Genomic DNA, 19,331 nt, shown 5'->3' with positions numbered 1-19,331 from the left:
CTGATGAATAATGTTTCGTTTTCCCTCTGTCATTTGTACCCGATGTATGGGTTTCTTCTGTTTTGCCATAATAAAAGGTCCTCCTATGATTTAAATTTTACCATAGAAGAACCTCTTCAATTACATATTTACAGAAAAAGTTTCACACTGCCCCTGAAACACTAAGATATTTAAACAATTCCTGTTAAAAGTGAGGCTTATTTTCAGTAATCAAAAGAAATACTCTCCCTTAAAACACATTTACCTTTCTATCATTACAACAGAATCAGAATTCTGTTTAGTTCGCTTTAGAAAGGAGCTGAAAAACATTTAAACCGCTTCATATATTATAAAGTTAGCAAATTAAAGATTACCCCTTGCGTGTATACACGGCAAAGCATTTATCAGCACAAAGGCATAAAACAATATAATTTCTTTTTACAATAAATAATATAAGGAGTGATATGTCTTGAAAAAGAAAAAGCGTATTCTATGCCTGCTTTTAACCTTTGCTCTGACACTTGGCACAATGCCGGCAATGGCATTCGCAGAAGAAGCGCAAGAATCAAAATGCAGCCATATACACGATGAAAACTGCGGATATCAAGAAGAACAGGCTGAAATCCCATGTGATCAAAACTGCGCAGATACAGACGGTGATAACATTGCGGATCATACCGCCCAATGCTCTTACACCCCCGCTGTAGAAGCGCATCCGTGCGGTCATGTGCATGACGAAACATGCGGCGGATTGCCAACGGATGATGATAATGGCGAGGAACCGAATGAAACGGAGCTTACAATTCCTTGCGCCGTTACGGAAGGCTGTATCTTAGAGGATGGCCATGCCGGCGATTGTGTTCTTGAAAATGAGGATACATTTGAAGATGATAATTCAGCAAATGTTACAAAACAGGATCTGGAAAACATCATTCCACAGACACAGGCAAACAGCGCAAAGGCTTCCGGTGTGAAATACTCTCTGGACGATGACGGAAACGGCGGATATATTCTTACTTTCTCCGGAGAGGGAGAAATACGGGATTATCCTGATCATCAAAACTCCAAAGGATGGTATTCAAGCAGCCATAAAATTACAAAGATTGTTGTGGAAGAAGGCATTACATATATCGGAGATTACGCGCTAAGCGAAACAGCCGCTACGGAACTGGTTCTTCCTTCTACGGTTGAGGAAATCAGCGACCTGGCTTTCTACTCTCATGCCCAGGTTTATAATTGCCTTGAGTCAATTACGATTCCTGAAGAAAACCAATATTATAAAATAGAGGACGAAATTTTATTTACAAAAGACGGCTCCGTTCTTGTAAAAGCTCCGGTAGAGTTCAAAACAGGAATCACGGAATATACGCTCCCTGAAACGGTAGAAAGAATTGGAACTTGCGCTTTTGCTAATGCTTCCTTGAAAAAAATCGACTTAGATAATAATAATCTAAAAGAAATCGGACAATATGCGTTTCTTTATTCCCGCTTAGAAGAAGTATATATATCGGACACTGTCACAAAAATAGAAGAACACAGTTTTTCTAGTGCACGCAATCCACTCAAAGTACGTATCGGCAAAGGTTTAAAAGAACTCCCTCTTATGGCTTTTTTGGTGGGCGAAGTCTATGAGGTAACATTCGATGAACCAAGCTCTATCACTTATATGGATCAATCCTCTTTGAGCTTTTCTAATTATGAAATAGACGACATGGACAAATATGTTGAATTGCCGAGTACTTTGGAAAAATTAGGTATTTACGCTGTTTCTTTGCGAGGCGGCAACTCAATTCATCTTAATTTGACAAAGCTGAACATAATACCTGAAAATTATTCTGAGTATATAAGTGTTAATGATTCTTTGAATGATTTCATCTACGTAAAAGACCAGTCATTCGCGGACGCGCTGAGTGACGGTAATAAAAATAATACGGCTATTCTTGTAACCAATGGAGGCGTAATCGAAAAACCTGACACGTTAAGCTCCAAGCCGATCACACCTTCAAAAGCAGGCTGGGATTTTGACGGCTGGTATGAAGACGCTGATTTGAGTACACCCGCTTCCTCTTTCAGCGAAGGAAATACCTATTACGCAAAATGGATAAACGGTGTAGAATCTACATTATATTACGAAGTTGACGCCGATCATCCTACTGTTATTATAGAAAAAGACTCCGCTGATGAAACGCATTATGAAACCATAACGCTGATCCCTCCCGTTTCCGCCGCATACGACGGAACCGAGAAAACAGCCACAACAGAAAAATCCAAAGGCTGGCAGGGCGGAGATGTCCGTGTTATCCACCGCAATGAAGATAACCAAATCGTAACGCCTGTGGAAGGCGGCACATACACGGCTGAAATTACCATCGGCGGAGCAACGGCAAAAATAACTTTTACCATAAGCACGAGTGATTCAGACGTTACTGCAAAAGAAGTGCAGGGCACCTACGGCGATACGCTTACGCTGAGTGTAAGCATTCAGAAATCCTCACCTGAAATAAGCACATTTTCAGTCGAAGAAGATACCGTAAGTTTTTATAACGAAAAAGATGAGCTTTTGGGAACAGCCGATGTTAAATACGGCGTCAGCACAACGGGCAGAGGCACGGCGACGCTGAAATATCCAACCGTATCCAAAGGAATCCCTGTCGGCGAAAGCACCGTAACGGCTGTATTTGGCGGCAGCTCCTCTCTGAATGGATCTGAGGTTGAAATTCCTGTAACCCTGTCCCAAAAACAGCTTACACTTTCTACAAACGCTGACGCTGTAGACAGAAACTATAACGGCACAACAGACGTAACCATCAGAAGTCTTCGCATCACAGACGGCATAGAGGAAGACGACAGCGGCAAAGATGATGTAAGATTGCTCAACGCAGATAAGGGAACAGCTGCAACAGCTCTTCCGGGAGAAGACATAGAGGTAACCCTTTCCTGCACGCTGACAGGCGAGGATAAAGACTGGTATAAACTGCCTGAGTTAGGAACATTGACAGTAACAATAAAGAAAATATCTCCTACCGTAACCCTTTCTCTTTCTAAAGACAAATTGCAGTACGGCGACACGGAGAACACCGTTTACGTTACTGCCGCTGTATCCGGCAGCGGACTTACCATGACGGAGGAAAACTCAAAAGGCAAAGTAGATTTCTATTATGCCGAAACTTCCTATCCTTCCTCCCATGATTACAAATATCTTGGCACGGCTGAAACAGTATTTAACGATGACGGCACGGTAACCGCCGTATTTGAATACACGGTGGACACATCGGAAATCGGCTCACTCTATTTCTTTGCGAAATATCAGGAAAACGACATATTTAATGCGAGCAGATATTCCAGCGGCAAATATTTCCGTGTTGCGCGAAGAGATGTAATCGTAAGCTTTACCGCCGAGGACAGAGAGTATATTAATATATATGACCTGATAACGGCAGAACCAACCGATCCTGATTATGGAACAGAATCCTATAAAGCATCCTATAAATCCATGACAGTGCCTATCTCCAATTTGCAGTTAACCGGCGTTTTGCCCGGCGATGACGTAAGCATTATTGCCGCAGAAGGCATAGAAGCCTACTTAGGCGAGGGATACTGGGGTATGGTTGATTATCCTTTCGGCGATGATCTTCCTGTGTATCCGATGATAGACTTAAGCGGAACCGACAGTAATAAATATAAGCTTGAATTTTCGGAGGTTAAAGTAACTATCACAAAAGCGGATACTCAGACTACCGCCGAAGATATTACAGGCACCTACGGCGATACAATCGCAATTACAGCAAATGTCGAGCTTGCGGAAACATCCACGCTCAGCAGAACCAGCGTTCAGCCCAATACAGCGGCATTTTATTACGGAGATACTCTTCTTGGTACAAGCCCTGTAAGCTATGAAGAAGTTATGCCGGAACATTCGGCATACCGCAGCCGCGGCACGGCAGTAATAAATTATGACACTACCGAAAAAATACTTCCTGCCGGCACCAGCGAAATTAAAGTGGTTTACGGAGGCAGTGACGACCTTCACTTAAACGGCAGTGAATACAGCACTTTGAAAGTGACAATAAACAAAAAACCTTTGACATTTACAGGCGATGTTACGGCAAAGGATCGTGAATATGACGGAACAAACATTGTCGCGCTGGAAGGAACGGGAACTTTTACAGGCGTAATCAGCGGAGATGATGTAAGTCTCGGCGAAATTACAAAAGGCGTTTTATCCACACCGGACGCCGGAAACAACAGACCTGTCCGCATCGCGGACAACGCTTTGATCGGCGATGACAGCGCGTATTACACATTTGCCGATATGGACGGAGTTACGGTAAATATTCTGAAAGCAAATCAGGAAATCTCATACGAGGATACAAGCATATCCAAAAAGACAAACTCCGATGACTTCACAAATCCTCTGACAAAAACAAAAGTGTTTGGTCAAATCACATACGAAAGCGATAATGAAAATGTAGCGAAGGTAAACGTTGTTACCGGAGAAGTCACTATTGTAGGCAGGGGCACTGCTGTAATTACCGCTACAGCGGAAGGTTCGGACAATTTCACAGAAGCGGAGGCATCTTATAAATTGACTGTAACAAAACGCAGCAGCGGTGGCGGAGGCAGCAGTTCTTCTTCCAACGCAGATGATACGGATAAGGAAGATGCAAAAGAGCATACTTCTTCTGATCAAACTATACAGAAAGATGTTCCTACGCTGAACAAAGAAAATCATTTCGCATATATGTCCGGCTATTTAGACGGTACATTCAAGCCTAACCAAAACATTACAAGAGCGGAAGTAGCCGTAATGTTCTCAAGACTGATTGATGAAGATTTTGACAGCGACAATTATGAAACAACTTCTTTCCTTGATGTAGCTGAAGATGAATGGTATTCCGACCGCATTGGTTATATTGAAAGTCTTGGTATCATAAACGGCTATCCTGATTCCACTTTCCGTCCTAACGCTCCTATTACAAGAGCGGAATTTGCGACAATCGCAGCAAATTTTGATAATCTGAAAGAAACAGGAGACGCTTATTTCAGTGACCTTCCTGACAGCCATTGGGCAAAGAATTTTGTAGAAATGGCGTATAACCGCGGCTGGATCAGCGGTTATCCGGATGGCACGATTAAACCCGACAGATATATCACACGTGCGGAAGTTGTCAGCGTAGTGAACCGCATGCTTGAAAGAGAAGCAGATATATCTTATATCGACCTTAATAAAAATGATATCAAGAATTTTACAGATGTAGACGCAGGCAACTGGGCATATTACGACATTATAGAGGCCTGCAACGGACATTATTATGAAACGGATGACACAGAAATTTGGACAAGCCTAATGAAATAACAATTATAACAAAAAGGGAGATTTTTCTCCCTTTTTGCTTAAAAAATATGTACGCATAACTCTTTGAAAATGTTTATGAAAGGAGAGCTTTAGATGGAAAACCGCATATCATCTGAGACATGTCAAACGTCATTGCATTTGCCTTTATTAGATTATTTGGCACATCGCATGGATTGTACGTATATTTCCAATCTACGTTTTCTAAATAAACTTGAACTTAGACGATTAATCAAAGAAATTGAAGAAATTCCTGTAGGCGCATACTCTCTTTGGGAATGGAATGACGCGCTATGTTACTTAGTGCATCAAAATGTACCAGAAAAAATAGCTGAATCCGCACGAGAGAAATTAATTTATTTATTAAAAAATATGATAAGGGAGTAATGTCGTTTTTATATACAGATAATCAAAAGGATTTTTGAAAATATGCAACAGGAATAGGTGTATATAAAAATATTTTGATTGTCATGGATGAAAATGAAGTAGAGAAATATGGCGTTTGCCTGTGTGAAATAGATAATAAAAATTGATTTGTGACCACATCAAAATGTGTATTTTATCTGCAATTCATATAATGGTATTTTTTGTAGAATAAAATATCAATATATTCGAGCTATTTTTATATTTTTTTCGATAAAGTTTTGTATGCTCTATTTATAAATAAGTGGAAAAAGGTCGCAGTAGCTATAAAGATGCGATAAATTATGGAAGAACATACAAAAATGCAGGAGAATATTGTGAAACTATAAAGAATAGTATCAGACACTATCTATTTTGTGAAAATAAAAAAAATAGTGATTTTTGCGTGGAAAAATCCATGCGGCATCAAAATATATAACATTTTTAATAAAACAGCTATGCCCAAAAGCAAATCTCAGTTTGAGGTTTGCTTTTTTTGTTGCATAAACAGGTGCAGATCACCACCAGCCTCTGATTTAAATTTGCCGCCAAAAAACAAATTTGAATCGGAGGAATGACTGTGTGTAAAAAATCTGAAAAGCAATACTTTGTTCAAGTTGGAAACAGGCAGGTGGAAGTAAACCATGAGGTATATCTGGAGATATATAAAGATTACTTATATGAAAAAAATCAGGAAAGGAAAAGAAGAAGGTACAATGTTTTGAGTCTTGATGCAATGAATGAAGAGAATAATAATGTTTATGATTTTGTTCCTGATCTGCGTTCTAATACCGAAGAAGAAGCGATTCATGAAGTTACAATACACAAGATAAAAGAGATTCTGAAAGAGATAGATAAAGACAATATTATATTACTGAAATATCTCCACGAATATTCAGAAAGTGAAATAGCGGCTGTATTAGGTATTTCCCAAGCAGCAGTAAGCAAAAAGATGCAGAAAGTAATGGAGATTCTCAGGTCTTTCGTATTATAAGACCATGCAAGTGATTTTGAAAATAGGAAGATAAATTTTGTTTAAATAATACATAAAAAATAAATAAATCCAAAACGCAAAATTGTGCAGTACAACAAAAAGAAAAAAGTTTTGCGATTTTGGTTATAAAAACCCTTCGTAGTGACCTGATATATGAAGGGTTTTTTATTTTCACCTTTCTTTGTTCTTTGAAAACCAAATATCCAGCAATATAAATACATTACTCTGTTTCGCCTGAAAGGGACAAGCAGTACCATGCAGTGCGCCACAACGATTCGTTACAACAGAACGTGAAATAAACATATTCTTGAGAGAGGTTCGTTGGTCTGTAATACATAATCCGAGCGATTTTGCTGTATGGGTATGATCTTTTGGCAGGATCAAATGCCATGACCGGAACAGAGCCACAATGATACTTCTGCCGAGTCCCAGACATCGCAAGGACGGCAGCCCGCATGACGGGGGAGGTGAAAAGCCTATGTGTGCAGCCAAGCACAGTTTATATTGCTGCCTAATGTCGGGGAAGTAGTGTCAAATACGGCAAATTTAAGTCAGAATAGTGTGCCGCTTTTAAGCGGCACACATTTGCGACTTTTCATCAGAGAAAGAGTGGCTCTTTGATGAAAGGTCATAAATAGGAAAATAGTCATTAAGGGGGAAATTATATGTCAAAAGATCAGATGCAAAATGAAATCAGATACCAACTTTCTAAGGAGTTATTAACGAGAATGTTGTTTCGAAATCTGATTTCCGAAGAAGAATACAATCAGATGAACAGTTTGAATCTGCAAACATTCCAGCCAGCAGAAGCCAAACTTTATGAAAAAAATAGTAGATGTGTCACTGAAAAACAGGTATCCTTTGCTTGAAGAAGGGGGGAATACCATGGAAGAAAAAGTAAAACGAATAGATATTGCAGATGTGGAAATGAAACAACAAAAAATGAAAAACGTCTGCGCTTATTGCAGAGTCAGTACCAATATTCCACACCAGAAAGGCTCTTATGAATCTCAGCTGGAGTATTATGAAAATATGATTCGCAGCAAAGCTGGCTGGAATTTCGCAGGCATCTATGCGGACTACGGTAAAAGCGGAACCAAGGAAAAAGGCAGAACGGATTTTATGCGTATGCTGGAAGATTGCGAAGCAGGAGAAATTGACATCATCTGTACGAAATCCATATCCAGATTTGCCAGAAATACAGTAGAATGTATCAAGGTTGTCAGGGAACTTAAGAAAAAACAAATCGATGTGTACTTTGAGAAAGAACGAATCCATACACTTTCAGAAAAAAGCGAATTGCTGCTTTCCATCTATTCGTCTGTGGCACAAGCGGAATCAGAAAGCATTTCTTCAAACCAGAAATGGAGCATACAAAAGAGGTTTCTGAATGGTACCTATATACTGCCAAATCCAGCATATGGCTACTATACCAATGAAAATGGATTGCTGGAGCTGGATCAAAAACGAGCAGTTGTTGTGAGATATATATTCGATGAATATTTGGATGGAAAAGGGGTATGGCGAATTGCGAAAAGCCTGAATACCCAGAAAATCCCTACCAGAACAGGCAAGAAAAATTGGATACCGATTACAGTTTATACCATTCTGAAAAACAGTATCTATACCGGAGATTTACTTCTTCAGAAAACATACAGTGAGGACATCGTACCATTCGTTAGAAGAAAAAACTATGGGGAATATCGTCAGGTGTTGATTGAAAATGACCATGAACCCATCGTAACCCATGAAGAATATGAAGCCGTTCAGAGCATGCTGAAACAAAAATCCAACAGAACAAAAGAAAATCAAGAGGAACAGCCAGAAGAAATATCGGAGTTTAAGGGGAAAGTCATCTGCGGCATCTGTGGTTCTTCATACAATCGTCAGGCGAAAAAAGACAGAACAGGAAAACGCAATGTCACTTGGAGTTGTGCCAGACGCATACAAACAAAAGACTTGTGTGAAAATGATATCATCAAGGAAAGCCAGTTGGAGCAATCATTCATAACTATGTGGAATAAGCTGTCAAACCACTGCGATGAGATACTGGTACCATTGATGAATGAGCTGGAACAGTTAAAGGCAACACCTATGATCCAGGAGCAGCTGGAACAATTGGAAAAACAAATACAAGAACAAAAAAAGCAGAGGGAGATTCTCAACCACTTGGCAAGTGGAGAGATGATCGACTCTGCTTTTTATATGGAACAGCAAAATATCATCAGTAAAAACCTGAAAGAGTACCAGAAAGCAAAGGAACAATGCCTTCACAAATCCAGACAGAGAAAAGAACTGACACAAACCAAAGAACTGATCAAGCAACTCAAAAAAGGACCGCAGTATTTGGAAGCATGTGACAAGACATTATTCCAAGCAATCGTAAAGCAGATTATTGTAAATCCAAACGAGCTGGTCTTACAGCTAAAAAATGGGTTACAGCTGACAGAAAGAAGGGAAAAAGCATGAACAGAAAAGTAACGGTTTATGGTTATCAATTTAAAGATGGTATATTGCAGGCAGATAAGGAACAAAGCAAATTTGTGCAGGAAATTTTCGAGGTATACAACAGCGGCGTTCCAGTATCAAGGCTAAAATACCATATTGAGGGACTGGAAATCAATCGAGTAAAGCTCAATGATATGCTCAGTGATAGAAGATATCTGGGAAATGAAACCTTCCCGCAGATCATTGATCAGGAATTGTTTGAAGCTGTACAGCTAAGGAAAAAAGAACGACTAAAAGCAATTGGTAAGGAACAGCCCTATGTTTATCATAAAGAGCAGTTTCTGCTGGGAAATAAAATGAAATGCGGAGAATGCGGCAGTGAATATCACTGCTACAAGCATGGAGATAAACAGATATGGGATTGCAGTAAACGAATTGTAAAAGGCAGAGTACACTGCAGAAATCAGCGTATACAGGAAGACCAAATCAAAGAATTATTTATGCAGGCAGTAACCAAAATGAAAAACGATCCGGAAAAGATTAGAAAAATTACGATACATAAAACCAAAAGAAATATCCGTTTACAGGCAGCAGAGCATGAAATAGAGCTTCTGAAAAATGACAGTGACCATAACATAGATGAATTGCTGAAGCTGATATACAAAAGAGCATCATTGCAGTACGAAGATGCAGATGATGGTAGAGCAGTATACTACACACAGAAAATAGAAGACTTGATTCAGCAGCACAAAGAGCAGCCTGAAGAAAAAACATTCGATAAAGATTTATTCGATGCCATCATGGAAGCCATTACCATATACAAAGACGGCAGAGTGGTATTCACACTGAAAAACGGAGCAACGATTACAGAAACACTATGATAAAGAAAGGGTGCGTATTATGAGTATTACATATGAACGAAAAGTCCAGGTTATTCCGCCGAAGATCAATATTCATACAGCGAAAAAACAGGAAGTAAAACGAATCCATGTTGCCGCATACTGCAGAGTCAGTACTGCACAAGAAGACCAGGAAACCAGCTATGAAGCACAAGTGGCATACTTCACCAAGCTGATTACAGAAAACCCCAGTTGGCAGTTAGCAGGGATTTATGCGGATGATGGTATCTCTGGAACAGATATGAAAAAAAGAGATAACTTCAATGCCATGATGGAAAGATGCCTGCAAAAGGACGGAGATATCGACCTGATTCTGACAAAATCCATCAGCCGATTTGCCAGAAATACCGTAGACTGCCTATCCTGTATTCGGAAACTGAAAGAACGAAACATCGCTATCTACTTCGAGAAAGAGAATATAAACACTTTGGAATCCACAGGAGAATTGCTGATCACCATACTCAGCAGCCAAGCCCAGGAAGAAAGCCGAAATATCAGCGAAAACGTGAAATGGGGCTTAAAACGAAAGTATGAAAAGGGAGAGGCGCTGGTCAGAAGAATGTTTGGATATCAAAAAGGTACAGACGGACAGCTGCATATCATCCCAGAAGAAGCAGAAGTGGTACGATTGATTTATGGAAAATATCTGGAAGGGGAAAGCCTTAATGGTATTGCCCGTTTACTGAAAGAAAAGGGAATCAAAACCATCAGGGGAAATACAGAGTGGAATGTGAATTCAGTCCGTACTATCCTGATTAACGAGAAGTACATCGGTGATGCCATGGCACAAAAGACATTCACAACAGATTATCTGACCAAAGCACGAAAAGAGAATCAAGGGGAACTTCAAAAGTATTATGTGGAAAATGCCCATGAGGCAATTATTCCAAGAGAAGTGTTCTATAAAGTGCAGGAAGAACTGCACCAGCGAGCCAATCTATATAAGAAATCCAGCAAACAGGAAACAGAATCAAAGGGTAAGCATAGTGGAAAATATGCCTTGTCCAAAATCATGGTCTGCAAAGAGTGCGGCAGTGAGTACCGCAGACAAATCTGGTCTAAGTATGGGGAAAAGAAAGCAGTATGGAGATGCGAAAACAGGCTGAGAAATGGGACAAGATACTGTAAGGACTCCCCGACCATAGAGGAAAGCGTATTACATAGAGCAGTACTACACACCATCAATCAAGTGCTGGAAAACAAGGGTGACTTTGTCCAGACATTTAGAAAAAATGTAGTCACAGCCCTGATACATGGCACAGAGGATTCGGAATACGCTGAAGAAAAGAAAAAACTGCAGAAAACAATGGCAGAGCTGATACAGCAGCAAGCCCAGCAGAACGGCGATGAAACCGCCTTTGAGGAACGCTGTCAGGAGATCACGGCACAGATAGAAGCGTTGGAAATGAAGCAGATCAAAGCAGCTGTCAGAGGCGAGAATAACAAGAGGATGGAAGAAATTGAGGGTTTCTTGGGAAAGACAAAATGTGTGCTGACAGACTATGACGATAAGCTGGTGCGTCAGCTGATTCAGAATATCAACGTGGTGAGTGCAAGGAAGATAGAAGTGGTATTCAAGTCAGGAATTACAGTCGAGGCATCTTTGCACCAAGAAGATGAAATAGGTGAAGATTGTGTGTGAAAGAAAAGTGACAATGTTTCCCTCAACAATCAACAGAAGGGGAAAGAAAAGAGAGAAAAAGGAAATTCTTAATGTGGCAGCGTACTGCAGGGTCAGTACTTCACAGGAGGAACAAGAAAACAGCTACGAGGCACAGGTTGCTTATTATACAAAGCTGATTACAGATACTCCAGAATGGAATCTGGTTGCAATCTATGCGGATGATGGTATTTCTGGAACAGATATGAAAAAAAGAGATAATTTCAACTTAATGATGGAGAGGTGTCTGTGGAAAGAAAAAGATATTGATTTGATACTGACAAAATCCATCAGCAGGTTTGCCAGAAACACGGTTGATTGCCTATCCTGTATCCGAAAATTGAAGGAAAGAAACATTGCGATCTATTTTGAGAAAGAACATATCAACACATTGGAAGCAACAGGAGAACTTCTAATTACGATACTTAGCAGCCAGGCACAGGAAGAAAGCCGGAACATCAGTGAAAATGTAAAGTGGGGGCTAAAGCGAAAATATGAGAATGGGGAAGTTCTGATAAAAAGAGTCTTTGGGTATGAAAAAGGGATAGACAACCATCTTCATATGAATGTCTCCTATTAGGAACGCTGTAATATCAAGGCTTTTCGGAGCCTACACCCACAAAAAAATTTAATCAGAGCTATCACATTACGCAAAAAGCCGTCCGGCATGAAAAAACGGGCGGCTTTTTTGCGTGGATAGCCGGGAGGGAGGCGAAAAAATAGTAACAAACTTTTAGCGCAAGATTTGTGCAACATTCACGAAATTAAAAAAGGAGGTAACGAATGGCAGACGAAAAACTGAACACAGGCCAGGAAGAAAATCCCCAGCCCAGCTTGTTCGATAACGGCCCGGAGGGTGCTCCTGCCCAGGACGCTCCCACGCCGGAGCCCCCGACCCCGGAGAACGTCCCCGAGCAGGCCGCTGGGGATGCGCCCGCCCAGGATGCCCCCGCTGGTGCTCCCGGCGAGGTGAATGTCTCCGCTGACCAGATTGAAAAGCTGATGGCGGAGCGCCGGGCGGCGGAACGTGCGGAGGTGGAAAAGAACGAGCCGCCCGAACCGGAACAGCCGCCTACCCCGGCCCCGGAGGAAAAGGCCGCCGAGAAAAAGGGGCCCGCCAAAGAGGGCAAGACCACCGGGGAAAAAGCGCCCGAGCCGGAAAAGCCCAAGGGCAGGCGGGGCCGCAAGCCCAAGGAAGAAAAAGCGGGGCCCGGTGAACCGGGAGGGACGGGGGCCCGCCGTGGCCGCCCGGCCAAGGCTGACAAGGCGGCCACGGACAAGCCCCCGTCCCCACCTCGAGACAAAATGTCCCAAGGCAAGGGTGGAAAGGCCGCCACGGTAAAGGGCAAGGAAGAGGCTCCCGCCGCTCCCCAGCCTGCGCCGGAAGTGCCGCCCCAGCCCCGTGACGCTACCCGCGCCGAAAAGGAAGAGATTGTATATCTCAATCTTTCGGAGCTGTTCCCGTTCAAAGACCATCCCTTTGGGGTGCGGGACGATGCGGAAATGAAAGGGCTTGTGGAGTCGGTCAAGGACAACGGCGTACACCAGCCCGCGCTGGTACGTCCCCGCGAGGGCGGCGGCTATGAAATCATCGCGGGCCACCGCCGCCAGCGGGCCAGTGAGCTGGCCGGGTTTGGGAATATGCCCTGTATCATCCGCAACATGACGGACGACGAGGCCATCCTCGCTATGACGGATGACAACCTGCGCCACCGGGAAAAGATTTTGCCGATGGAAAAGGCGCAGTCGCTGAAAATGCAGGTGGAGGCCATCAGCCACCAGGGGGCAAAGCTGGAGGGCGTGGCCGCCGGGGACGTGGGGAAACGCTCCACGGAGATCGTGGGGGAACGCAACGGCATGAACTACAAGCAGGTACAGCGGTATATCCGGCTGACCGAGCTTGTGCCGGAGCTCCAGTCTATGGTGAACGAGAAAAAGCTGTCCTTTACCCCCGCCGTGGAAATTTCGTTCATCAAGCCCAAGAACCAGAGGTTTATCGCCGTTTCCATTGAGGGCGAGCAGGCGTCCCCCTCGCTCTCCCAGGCCCAGGAGCTCCGCAAGCTGGATAAGGACGGGAAACTGAACGGCGATGTGATTGACGGCATTTTGAGCCGCGAGAAAAAGGAGGTAGACAAGGTGATTATTTCCGCCGCTGAACTGAACAAGTATTTCGGCAAGGATGCCACGCCCCGGGAGATGAAAGACCAGATCATGTCCCTGCTGGCCGCGTGGAAAGAGAAACAGCCCCCGGAGCGCACCGCGCCGGAGAAAAAGACCGACCGGGAAAAGTAAGCCTTGAGACATTTTGTCCCGAGGCTCTTTCTTTTTCCCGCGCCCCTCCCCCGCGCCTTGCATGGCGTTCTTTTAGAGAGGGGCTCTGGTGGTATATCCCCCGTCGCCGCCTACTATTGAGCACAGCCGGGAGTAGGCAGTCAAGGGGCGGAACGCCCGCCGCCTGCGGCGGCTTGCCCTTGACGGCCCGCCCCGGCTGTGCCACCCCTCCCGGCGCGGCGGGGGATATATCCTCCAGAGCCGCCCCCTTTCCCATGAATGGGAAAGGGCGGGGGGAAAGGGCTGAACGACAACTATTAAAATATCGGAGGTAAACGACTATGAAACGACCCCTTGCTTACATCACCGCCGCTTGGTATGGCGGCGATACGGAAAACGCGGAGCTTGCCGCGCAGTATTGCCGGGCAGTTTACGATGCGGGCTTTGCGCCCATCTGCCCGGCCCTGTTCCTGCCCCTTTTCCTCAATGACGCGGTTCCCGAGGAGCACAAGAGCAGCATCGACATTGGACGCGACCTGCTCCGGCGCTCCCGGGTGCTGGTGGTGTGCGGGCATACCGTCACCGAGTCCATGAAGAATGACATCGCCGTGGCCCAGCGGCTGGGCATCACCGCCACCACCCTTGAGGGCATCCTGACCGTCAAGGGCCAGGGCCGCCGCTGACGTGGCCGGGCTGTTCGAGGCGCACGTTGCCAACCTCGGGAAATACAACGAGGGAGTGCTGGCCGGGGAGCCGCTTTTGTTCCCCGCCAGCCCCCAGGCGGTGCAGGCGCTCCTAAAGGAGATCGGCGTGGACGGCATACGGTACGAAACAATTTTCATCGCCAGCTATGACTTCGGCGGCATCCTGCCGGAGCTTTCGGGCTGTCTCAGCGGATATGAAAATCTGGACGAGCTGAACCATCTGGCCTGCCTGCTCTCGGAAATGCCCTCGGATGACCTTGCAAAATTTGAGGCGGCCCTCAGCATGGGGACAAATATCTCCTACTTGGCGGACATTATCAACCTTGCGGAAAATCTGGACTGCTTTGAATTTTACCCGGATATTGAAAACGAGGAAGATTTGGGCCGCTACTTCACGGAGGATTTGGCAATACCTGCCGAGCTGAAAGGCTACATTGACTTTGAGGCATACGGGCGGGATTTATCCATCAACGAGGGCGGCCACTTTTCCCACGGCGGCTATATCGTCCAGACTGGGCCCCTCAAAGAGATTTACCACGGGATAGAGGACATTCCCAGGGAGCACAAGGTTTTTTCCTATCCCCAGCTCAATATCCGGGAGCAGATGGCCGCCTACAAGGAAGTGATTGACCGCTTTCCCTCTGCGGCTGACCGGGCCCGCCCGGAGCCGGGCCGGGAGGGGCGGTGACTTCGAGACATTTTGTCCCAAAGGCCGGAGGGCCTATCCCCCCATGAAAGGAGGCGGTTCTGATTGATTGACGAGGATGTTTCCCGGCGCACTATCGCGCTATCCATACGGACGGGAAAGCTGACTGCCCGTGGGCTGGCCTATGTGCTCCGGGCGGCTGGCCGGAAGATACAAAAGGAATACCGGGCCCGCCAGACGCCCCACGGCAGGCAGTCCGTGAAAAAGCTGATGGCCCACGGCGCGGCGACCAACAGCATCGAGCTCACCGGGGCCCCAAAGGAGTTTGACCGGGTGGCCCGGAAGTGGAATGTGGATTATGCCTTTTACAAGACCGGGCCGGACAAATACCTGCTGTTTTTCAAGTCCGGGCAGGCGGACGCAATTACCGCCTGTTTCGGGGAGTATTCCCGCCGGGTGCTGGATAAGGCAAAGACTGACCGCGTACCCATCCGGGAACAGCTCAAACGGGCCGCCGCCGAGATACTGCGCCAGCCCGCGCCCCAAAAGAAAGACCGCGTAAAGGAGGCCGCCCATGAGGACAGATAAGCTGAAAAAATACCTTTTGCCGAACCTCCCCTATCTGTTCATCGGCTGGGCCTGCCTAAAGGTGGGGACGGCCTACCGTCTGGCGGCGGGGGCGGATTTGGCCCACAAGCTGGTGGGGATGGTGGCGGCCCTCGGCCCGGCCTTTGCCGACTTCGCGCCGGGGCTTGCTCCCTTTGACTGGCTCGTTGGCATTGTGGGGGCGGCGGCCATCCGGCTGGTCATCTACCAGAAAAGCAAGAAAGCCCAGAAATACCGCCGGGATGAGGAGTACGGTTCGGCCCGCTGGGGGACGGAAAAAGACATCAAGCCGTTCACCGACCCCAAGTTTGAAAACAACATCATCCTCACCGGGACGGAGTTTCTCACCACCAACACCCGGCCCGCCGTCCCCGCCAACGCCCGGAACTTGAATTGCTGTGTGGTCGGTTCCTCCGGCTCCGGCAAGACCCGGTTCTGGCTCACGCCCCAACTGCTCCAGGCCCATTCCTCCTATGTGGTGGTAGATCCAAAAGGCGGGGTGCTGGAGCAGGCCGGGTATTTCCTGCAAAAGAAAAAGGGATATAAAATCAAGGTTTTCAACAGCATTGATTTTTCCCGCTCTATGCACTATAACCCGCTGGCATACATCCGCAACGAGGCCGACATTCTGAAATTCGTAAACACGCTGATAGCAAACACCAAAGGCGAGGGCAAGGAGGGAGATCCGTTCTGGACAAAATCAGAAACGCTCCTATACTGCGCCCTTATCGCCTATATCATTTTCGAGGGCCCGGACGAGGACAAGAACATGAACACGCTGGTGGACATGATTTCCGGCATGGAGGTCAAGGAGGACGATGACGATTTTATGAACGCGGTGGACTATATGTTCGCCGGGCTGGAAAAGCGCAAGCCGGACTGTTTCGCGGTCAAGCAGTACAAAAAGTACAAGCTGGCCAGCGGCAAGACGGCGCGGAGCATACTTATTAGCTGTGGCGCGAGGCTGGCCCCCTTTGACATCCCCCAGCTCCGGGAGATTATGTCCTATGACGAGATGGAGCTTGACAAGCTGGGGGACAGGCGGACGGCGGCGTTCTTCATCATCAGCGATACCGACACGACCTATAACTTCATCGTGGCCCTTGCCTTTTCGCAGATGTTCAACCTGCTTTGCGAACGGGCGGACAACGTACACGGGGGCCGCCTGCCCCATCATGTGCGGGTGCTGTGGGACGAGGCCGCCAACACCGGGCAGGTTCCGAACCTCGAAAAGCTGGTGGCGGTCATCCGCTCCCGGGAGGTGAGCCTGACGCTGTTCTACCAGCAGTTGGCCCAATGTAAGGCCATCTACGACAAGAACGCCGAGACGATACTCGGCAACATGGACAGCGTGGTATTCCTCGGGGGCCGGGAGGCCAGCACCATCAAGGAGATTTCCGAGAACTGGCTGGGCAAGGCCACCATCTCCATGCAGACCGAGGGCCGCTCCCGGGGGCAGTCCGAAAGCTACAACCAGAACACCCAGCGGCTGGGCCGGGAGCTTATGACCCCCGCCGAGCTTGCCACCATGCCCGGCGACAGGTGCATCCTGCAACTGCGGGGCCTGCCGCCGTTCTATTCCAGAAAATACGATTTGAAACAGCACCCCAACTACCGATATACGGCGGAGGCGGACAAGAAGAAAAACGCCTTTTCGCTGGAGCGGCTTATCTGCCGCCGCATAAAAAAGCTCAATCCCAACGAGCAGTACACTGTGTACGAGGCGGACGTGCCGGACGAAACGCCCATAGACGGGGACGAGGACATCCTCAACTATGACGATTTGGACGACCCGGACGCTTTTGTATAAACTTTGGGACAAAACGTCCCAAAGCGTCACCTGCCGCTGAATATGGCGGCTTTTTTTGTGGCCGGGAATATCCCGGAGAAATGGAGGACTATATGGCATTTTTCGCATCCGCTATCACCACCTTGCAGACCCTCGTTATCGCGCTGGGCGCGGGCCTCGGCGTTTGGGGCGTTGTCAACCTGCTGGAGGGCTACGGCTCCGACAACCCCGGTTCCAATGCTCATGTGTCGTAAAGTAGCACAAACAAGAGAGCAGATAGCCACCCCATTATTCTGTAAAATATTTCATAATTGACTGGTAGAAATATTATTTCCAGAGTGCTAAAATGAAATATAATGCAAGCAATAAATTGGAATGTATTGTGGATTAAGAAGATCAGAAAATCGGAAAATATAGGAGTGCGCCATGTTAAAAATTGGAAAGTTTGTATTTGAAGATGATTGGACTCATAGGCGGAGTAGTCTTATGTATTTCAAGAGAAATGAAGATGAAGCGCCGTCATGGTCTGTAGATATAGGATTTGCTAAGGGAGATTATAATGGAGAGGAAATATTACCTTCTCTTTGCATAAATCCAATAGACACTAAAAAAGAATCAATTGCAGATTTGGTGGGAGAATCTTTTTCGGTAATGACAACAGATGAAAGCTATGATAGAGAAGATTCATTTTATATTTATGAACATGAACCTTTAGCTGATTACAAATTAGAAATTCTTGAAATAGACTCTGATAAAGCTCATATAAAATGTAGTGGAACGCTTATAGTAGACGGATATAAGGAACCACCTATAAAAGAAAAATTTGAAATTGATAGCTGGATACCCGTTATTGAGTCAGTTAAAGATTGGGAAAAATTTGGGCTATAGACATAAATACCATACTTGAAATTTATAAAGATGATATTTCCCTTGCGCATGGATTGGAGATTATCCCAACGGGCAAGCCGTAGTGCTATAATAATACGCCTTTATCGGAGAGATCATCGAGCCAACTCGCCCTATTGCTACTCGCAAACCCATATCTGCGATTTGGCAGGATTGGTGGCAGCGTACTTCCAGCTCTTGGCCCGGAGGCCAGAAAAGAACAAGGGATAGAGCGATAAATCGGAATTTGAAGGAGCAATAAATATGGAATTTCCTTTTTATGACGCACCGAATACTGCTGCAATTATTTGTTGTCACATAATAGAGAGTAAGTCCCCTATTTTGTATGTATCGCACGATGAAGACGATGGAATGTGGCAGTTTCTATGTGGACAAGTACATACAACAGATGAAGCAAAATTAGTATCTTTGAGATGGGTTTTTGATTTTGATCATTCTGTCGGCGTTTTAGCGGATATGCCTTGCGGCTACTATGCCCAAAGAAAAAACCGAGATGATAGTTGGACAATTAAAAAACAATAGCTTCCCATTTATCAGTGAAAAAGAAACGGAGGTGAGCGCATGGCAAAACTAAAACCTATCGCTTTTGCCGTTGGGATCATGCTGTTGATTGGGGCGGCGCTATGCCTTTATTTCAGTTTGCGGAACCTGTCCTCTATCCGGCCTGCGTCAGC

The 19,331-nt window shown here is 45.7% G+C and carries 16 protein-coding genes; all 16 read left to right on the top strand.

What is annotated here, in order from left to right:
• Positions 1-448: 448 nt before the first annotated feature.
• Positions 449-5,335 carry an S-layer homology domain-containing protein gene (locus BUB35_RS14470; protein ID WP_072852903.1) on the top strand — a complete coding sequence of 1,629 codons (4,887 nt, stop codon included), beginning with the start codon at positions 449-451 and terminating at the stop codon, positions 5,333-5,335.
• 93 nt (positions 5,336-5,428) lie between these two features.
• On the top strand, positions 5,429-5,719 hold the full coding sequence (locus tag BUB35_RS14465) for a hypothetical protein (RefSeq protein WP_072852901.1): 291 nt from the start codon (positions 5,429-5,431) through the stop codon (positions 5,717-5,719).
• A gap of 589 nt (positions 5,720-6,308) precedes the next feature.
• Entirely contained in the window at positions 6,309-6,728 is a 420-nt protein-coding gene (locus tag BUB35_RS14460; protein WP_242949271.1) for a sigma factor-like helix-turn-helix DNA-binding protein, read from the top strand.
• A gap of 665 nt (positions 6,729-7,393) precedes the next feature.
• Positions 7,394-7,597, top strand: a complete 204-nt coding sequence (locus BUB35_RS14455; RefSeq protein ID WP_072852898.1) for an SHOCT domain-containing protein — start codon at positions 7,394-7,396, stop codon at positions 7,595-7,597.
• A 16-nt stretch (positions 7,598-7,613) separates the two neighbouring features.
• A complete protein-coding gene (locus tag BUB35_RS14450; protein WP_072852896.1) occupies positions 7,614-9,197 on the top strand; it encodes a recombinase family protein in 1,584 nt (527 codons plus the stop codon).
• Positions 9,194-10,057: a recombinase zinc ribbon domain-containing protein gene (locus BUB35_RS14445; protein WP_072852893.1), complete on the top strand. Its 864-nt coding sequence runs from the start codon at positions 9,194-9,196 to the stop codon at positions 10,055-10,057. The genes BUB35_RS14450 and BUB35_RS14445 overlap by 4 nt, the downstream gene beginning before the upstream one ends.
• A gap of 19 nt (positions 10,058-10,076) precedes the next feature.
• On the top strand, positions 10,077-11,717 hold the full coding sequence (locus BUB35_RS14440) for a recombinase family protein (RefSeq protein WP_072852891.1): 1,641 nt from the start codon (positions 10,077-10,079) through the stop codon (positions 11,715-11,717).
• A 73-nt stretch (positions 11,718-11,790) separates the two neighbouring features.
• Positions 11,791-12,315: a recombinase family protein gene (locus tag BUB35_RS14435; RefSeq protein ID WP_330391229.1), complete on the top strand. Its 525-nt coding sequence runs from the start codon at positions 11,791-11,793 to the stop codon at positions 12,313-12,315.
• 203 nt (positions 12,316-12,518) lie between these two features.
• Positions 12,519-14,027: a ParB/RepB/Spo0J family partition protein gene (locus BUB35_RS14430; protein WP_072852889.1), complete on the top strand. Its 1,509-nt coding sequence runs from the start codon at positions 12,519-12,521 to the stop codon at positions 14,025-14,027.
• Between the two features lie 320 nt (positions 14,028-14,347).
• Positions 14,348-14,689: a DUF7768 domain-containing protein gene (locus BUB35_RS14425; RefSeq protein WP_016316827.1), complete on the top strand. Its 342-nt coding sequence runs from the start codon at positions 14,348-14,350 to the stop codon at positions 14,687-14,689.
• A 1-nt stretch (position 14,690) separates the two neighbouring features.
• Complete coding sequence (locus BUB35_RS14420) at positions 14,691-15,398, top strand: antirestriction protein ArdA (RefSeq protein WP_072852887.1); 708 nt, start codon at positions 14,691-14,693, stop codon at positions 15,396-15,398.
• A gap of 63 nt (positions 15,399-15,461) precedes the next feature.
• A complete protein-coding gene (locus tag BUB35_RS14415) occupies positions 15,462-15,944 on the top strand; it encodes a PcfB family protein (protein ID WP_330391228.1) in 483 nt (160 codons plus the stop codon).
• Positions 15,931-17,772 carry a VirD4-like conjugal transfer protein, CD1115 family gene (locus tag BUB35_RS14410; protein WP_072852885.1) on the top strand — a complete coding sequence of 614 codons (1,842 nt, stop codon included), beginning with the start codon at positions 15,931-15,933 and terminating at the stop codon, positions 17,770-17,772. The genes BUB35_RS14415 and BUB35_RS14410 overlap by 14 nt, the downstream gene beginning before the upstream one ends.
• A gap of 92 nt (positions 17,773-17,864) precedes the next feature.
• On the top strand, positions 17,865-18,005 hold the full coding sequence (locus BUB35_RS14405) for a Maff2 family mobile element protein (protein ID WP_072852884.1): 141 nt from the start codon (positions 17,865-17,867) through the stop codon (positions 18,003-18,005).
• Positions 18,006-18,177: 172 nt separating this feature from the next.
• Positions 18,178-18,639, top strand: coding sequence for a hypothetical protein (locus BUB35_RS14400; protein ID WP_072852882.1), 462 nt, complete (start codon positions 18,178-18,180; stop codon positions 18,637-18,639).
• Positions 18,640-18,900: 261 nt separating this feature from the next.
• The gene (locus tag BUB35_RS14395) at positions 18,901-19,179 is read left to right on the top strand and encodes a hypothetical protein (protein WP_072852880.1); all 279 of its coding nucleotides are present in this window, start codon (positions 18,901-18,903) and stop codon (positions 19,177-19,179) included.
• The last annotated feature ends 152 nt before the right edge of the window (positions 19,180-19,331 follow it).

Origin of the sequence: Anaerotignum lactatifermentans DSM 14214, from assembly GCF_900142265.1 — a bacterium.
Taxonomy (GTDB): domain Bacteria; phylum Bacillota; class Clostridia; order Lachnospirales; family Anaerotignaceae; genus Anaerotignum; species Anaerotignum lactatifermentans.
The sequence above is the reverse complement of the archived record's forward strand: the minus strand, read 5'-3'. Positions and strand labels throughout refer to the sequence as shown.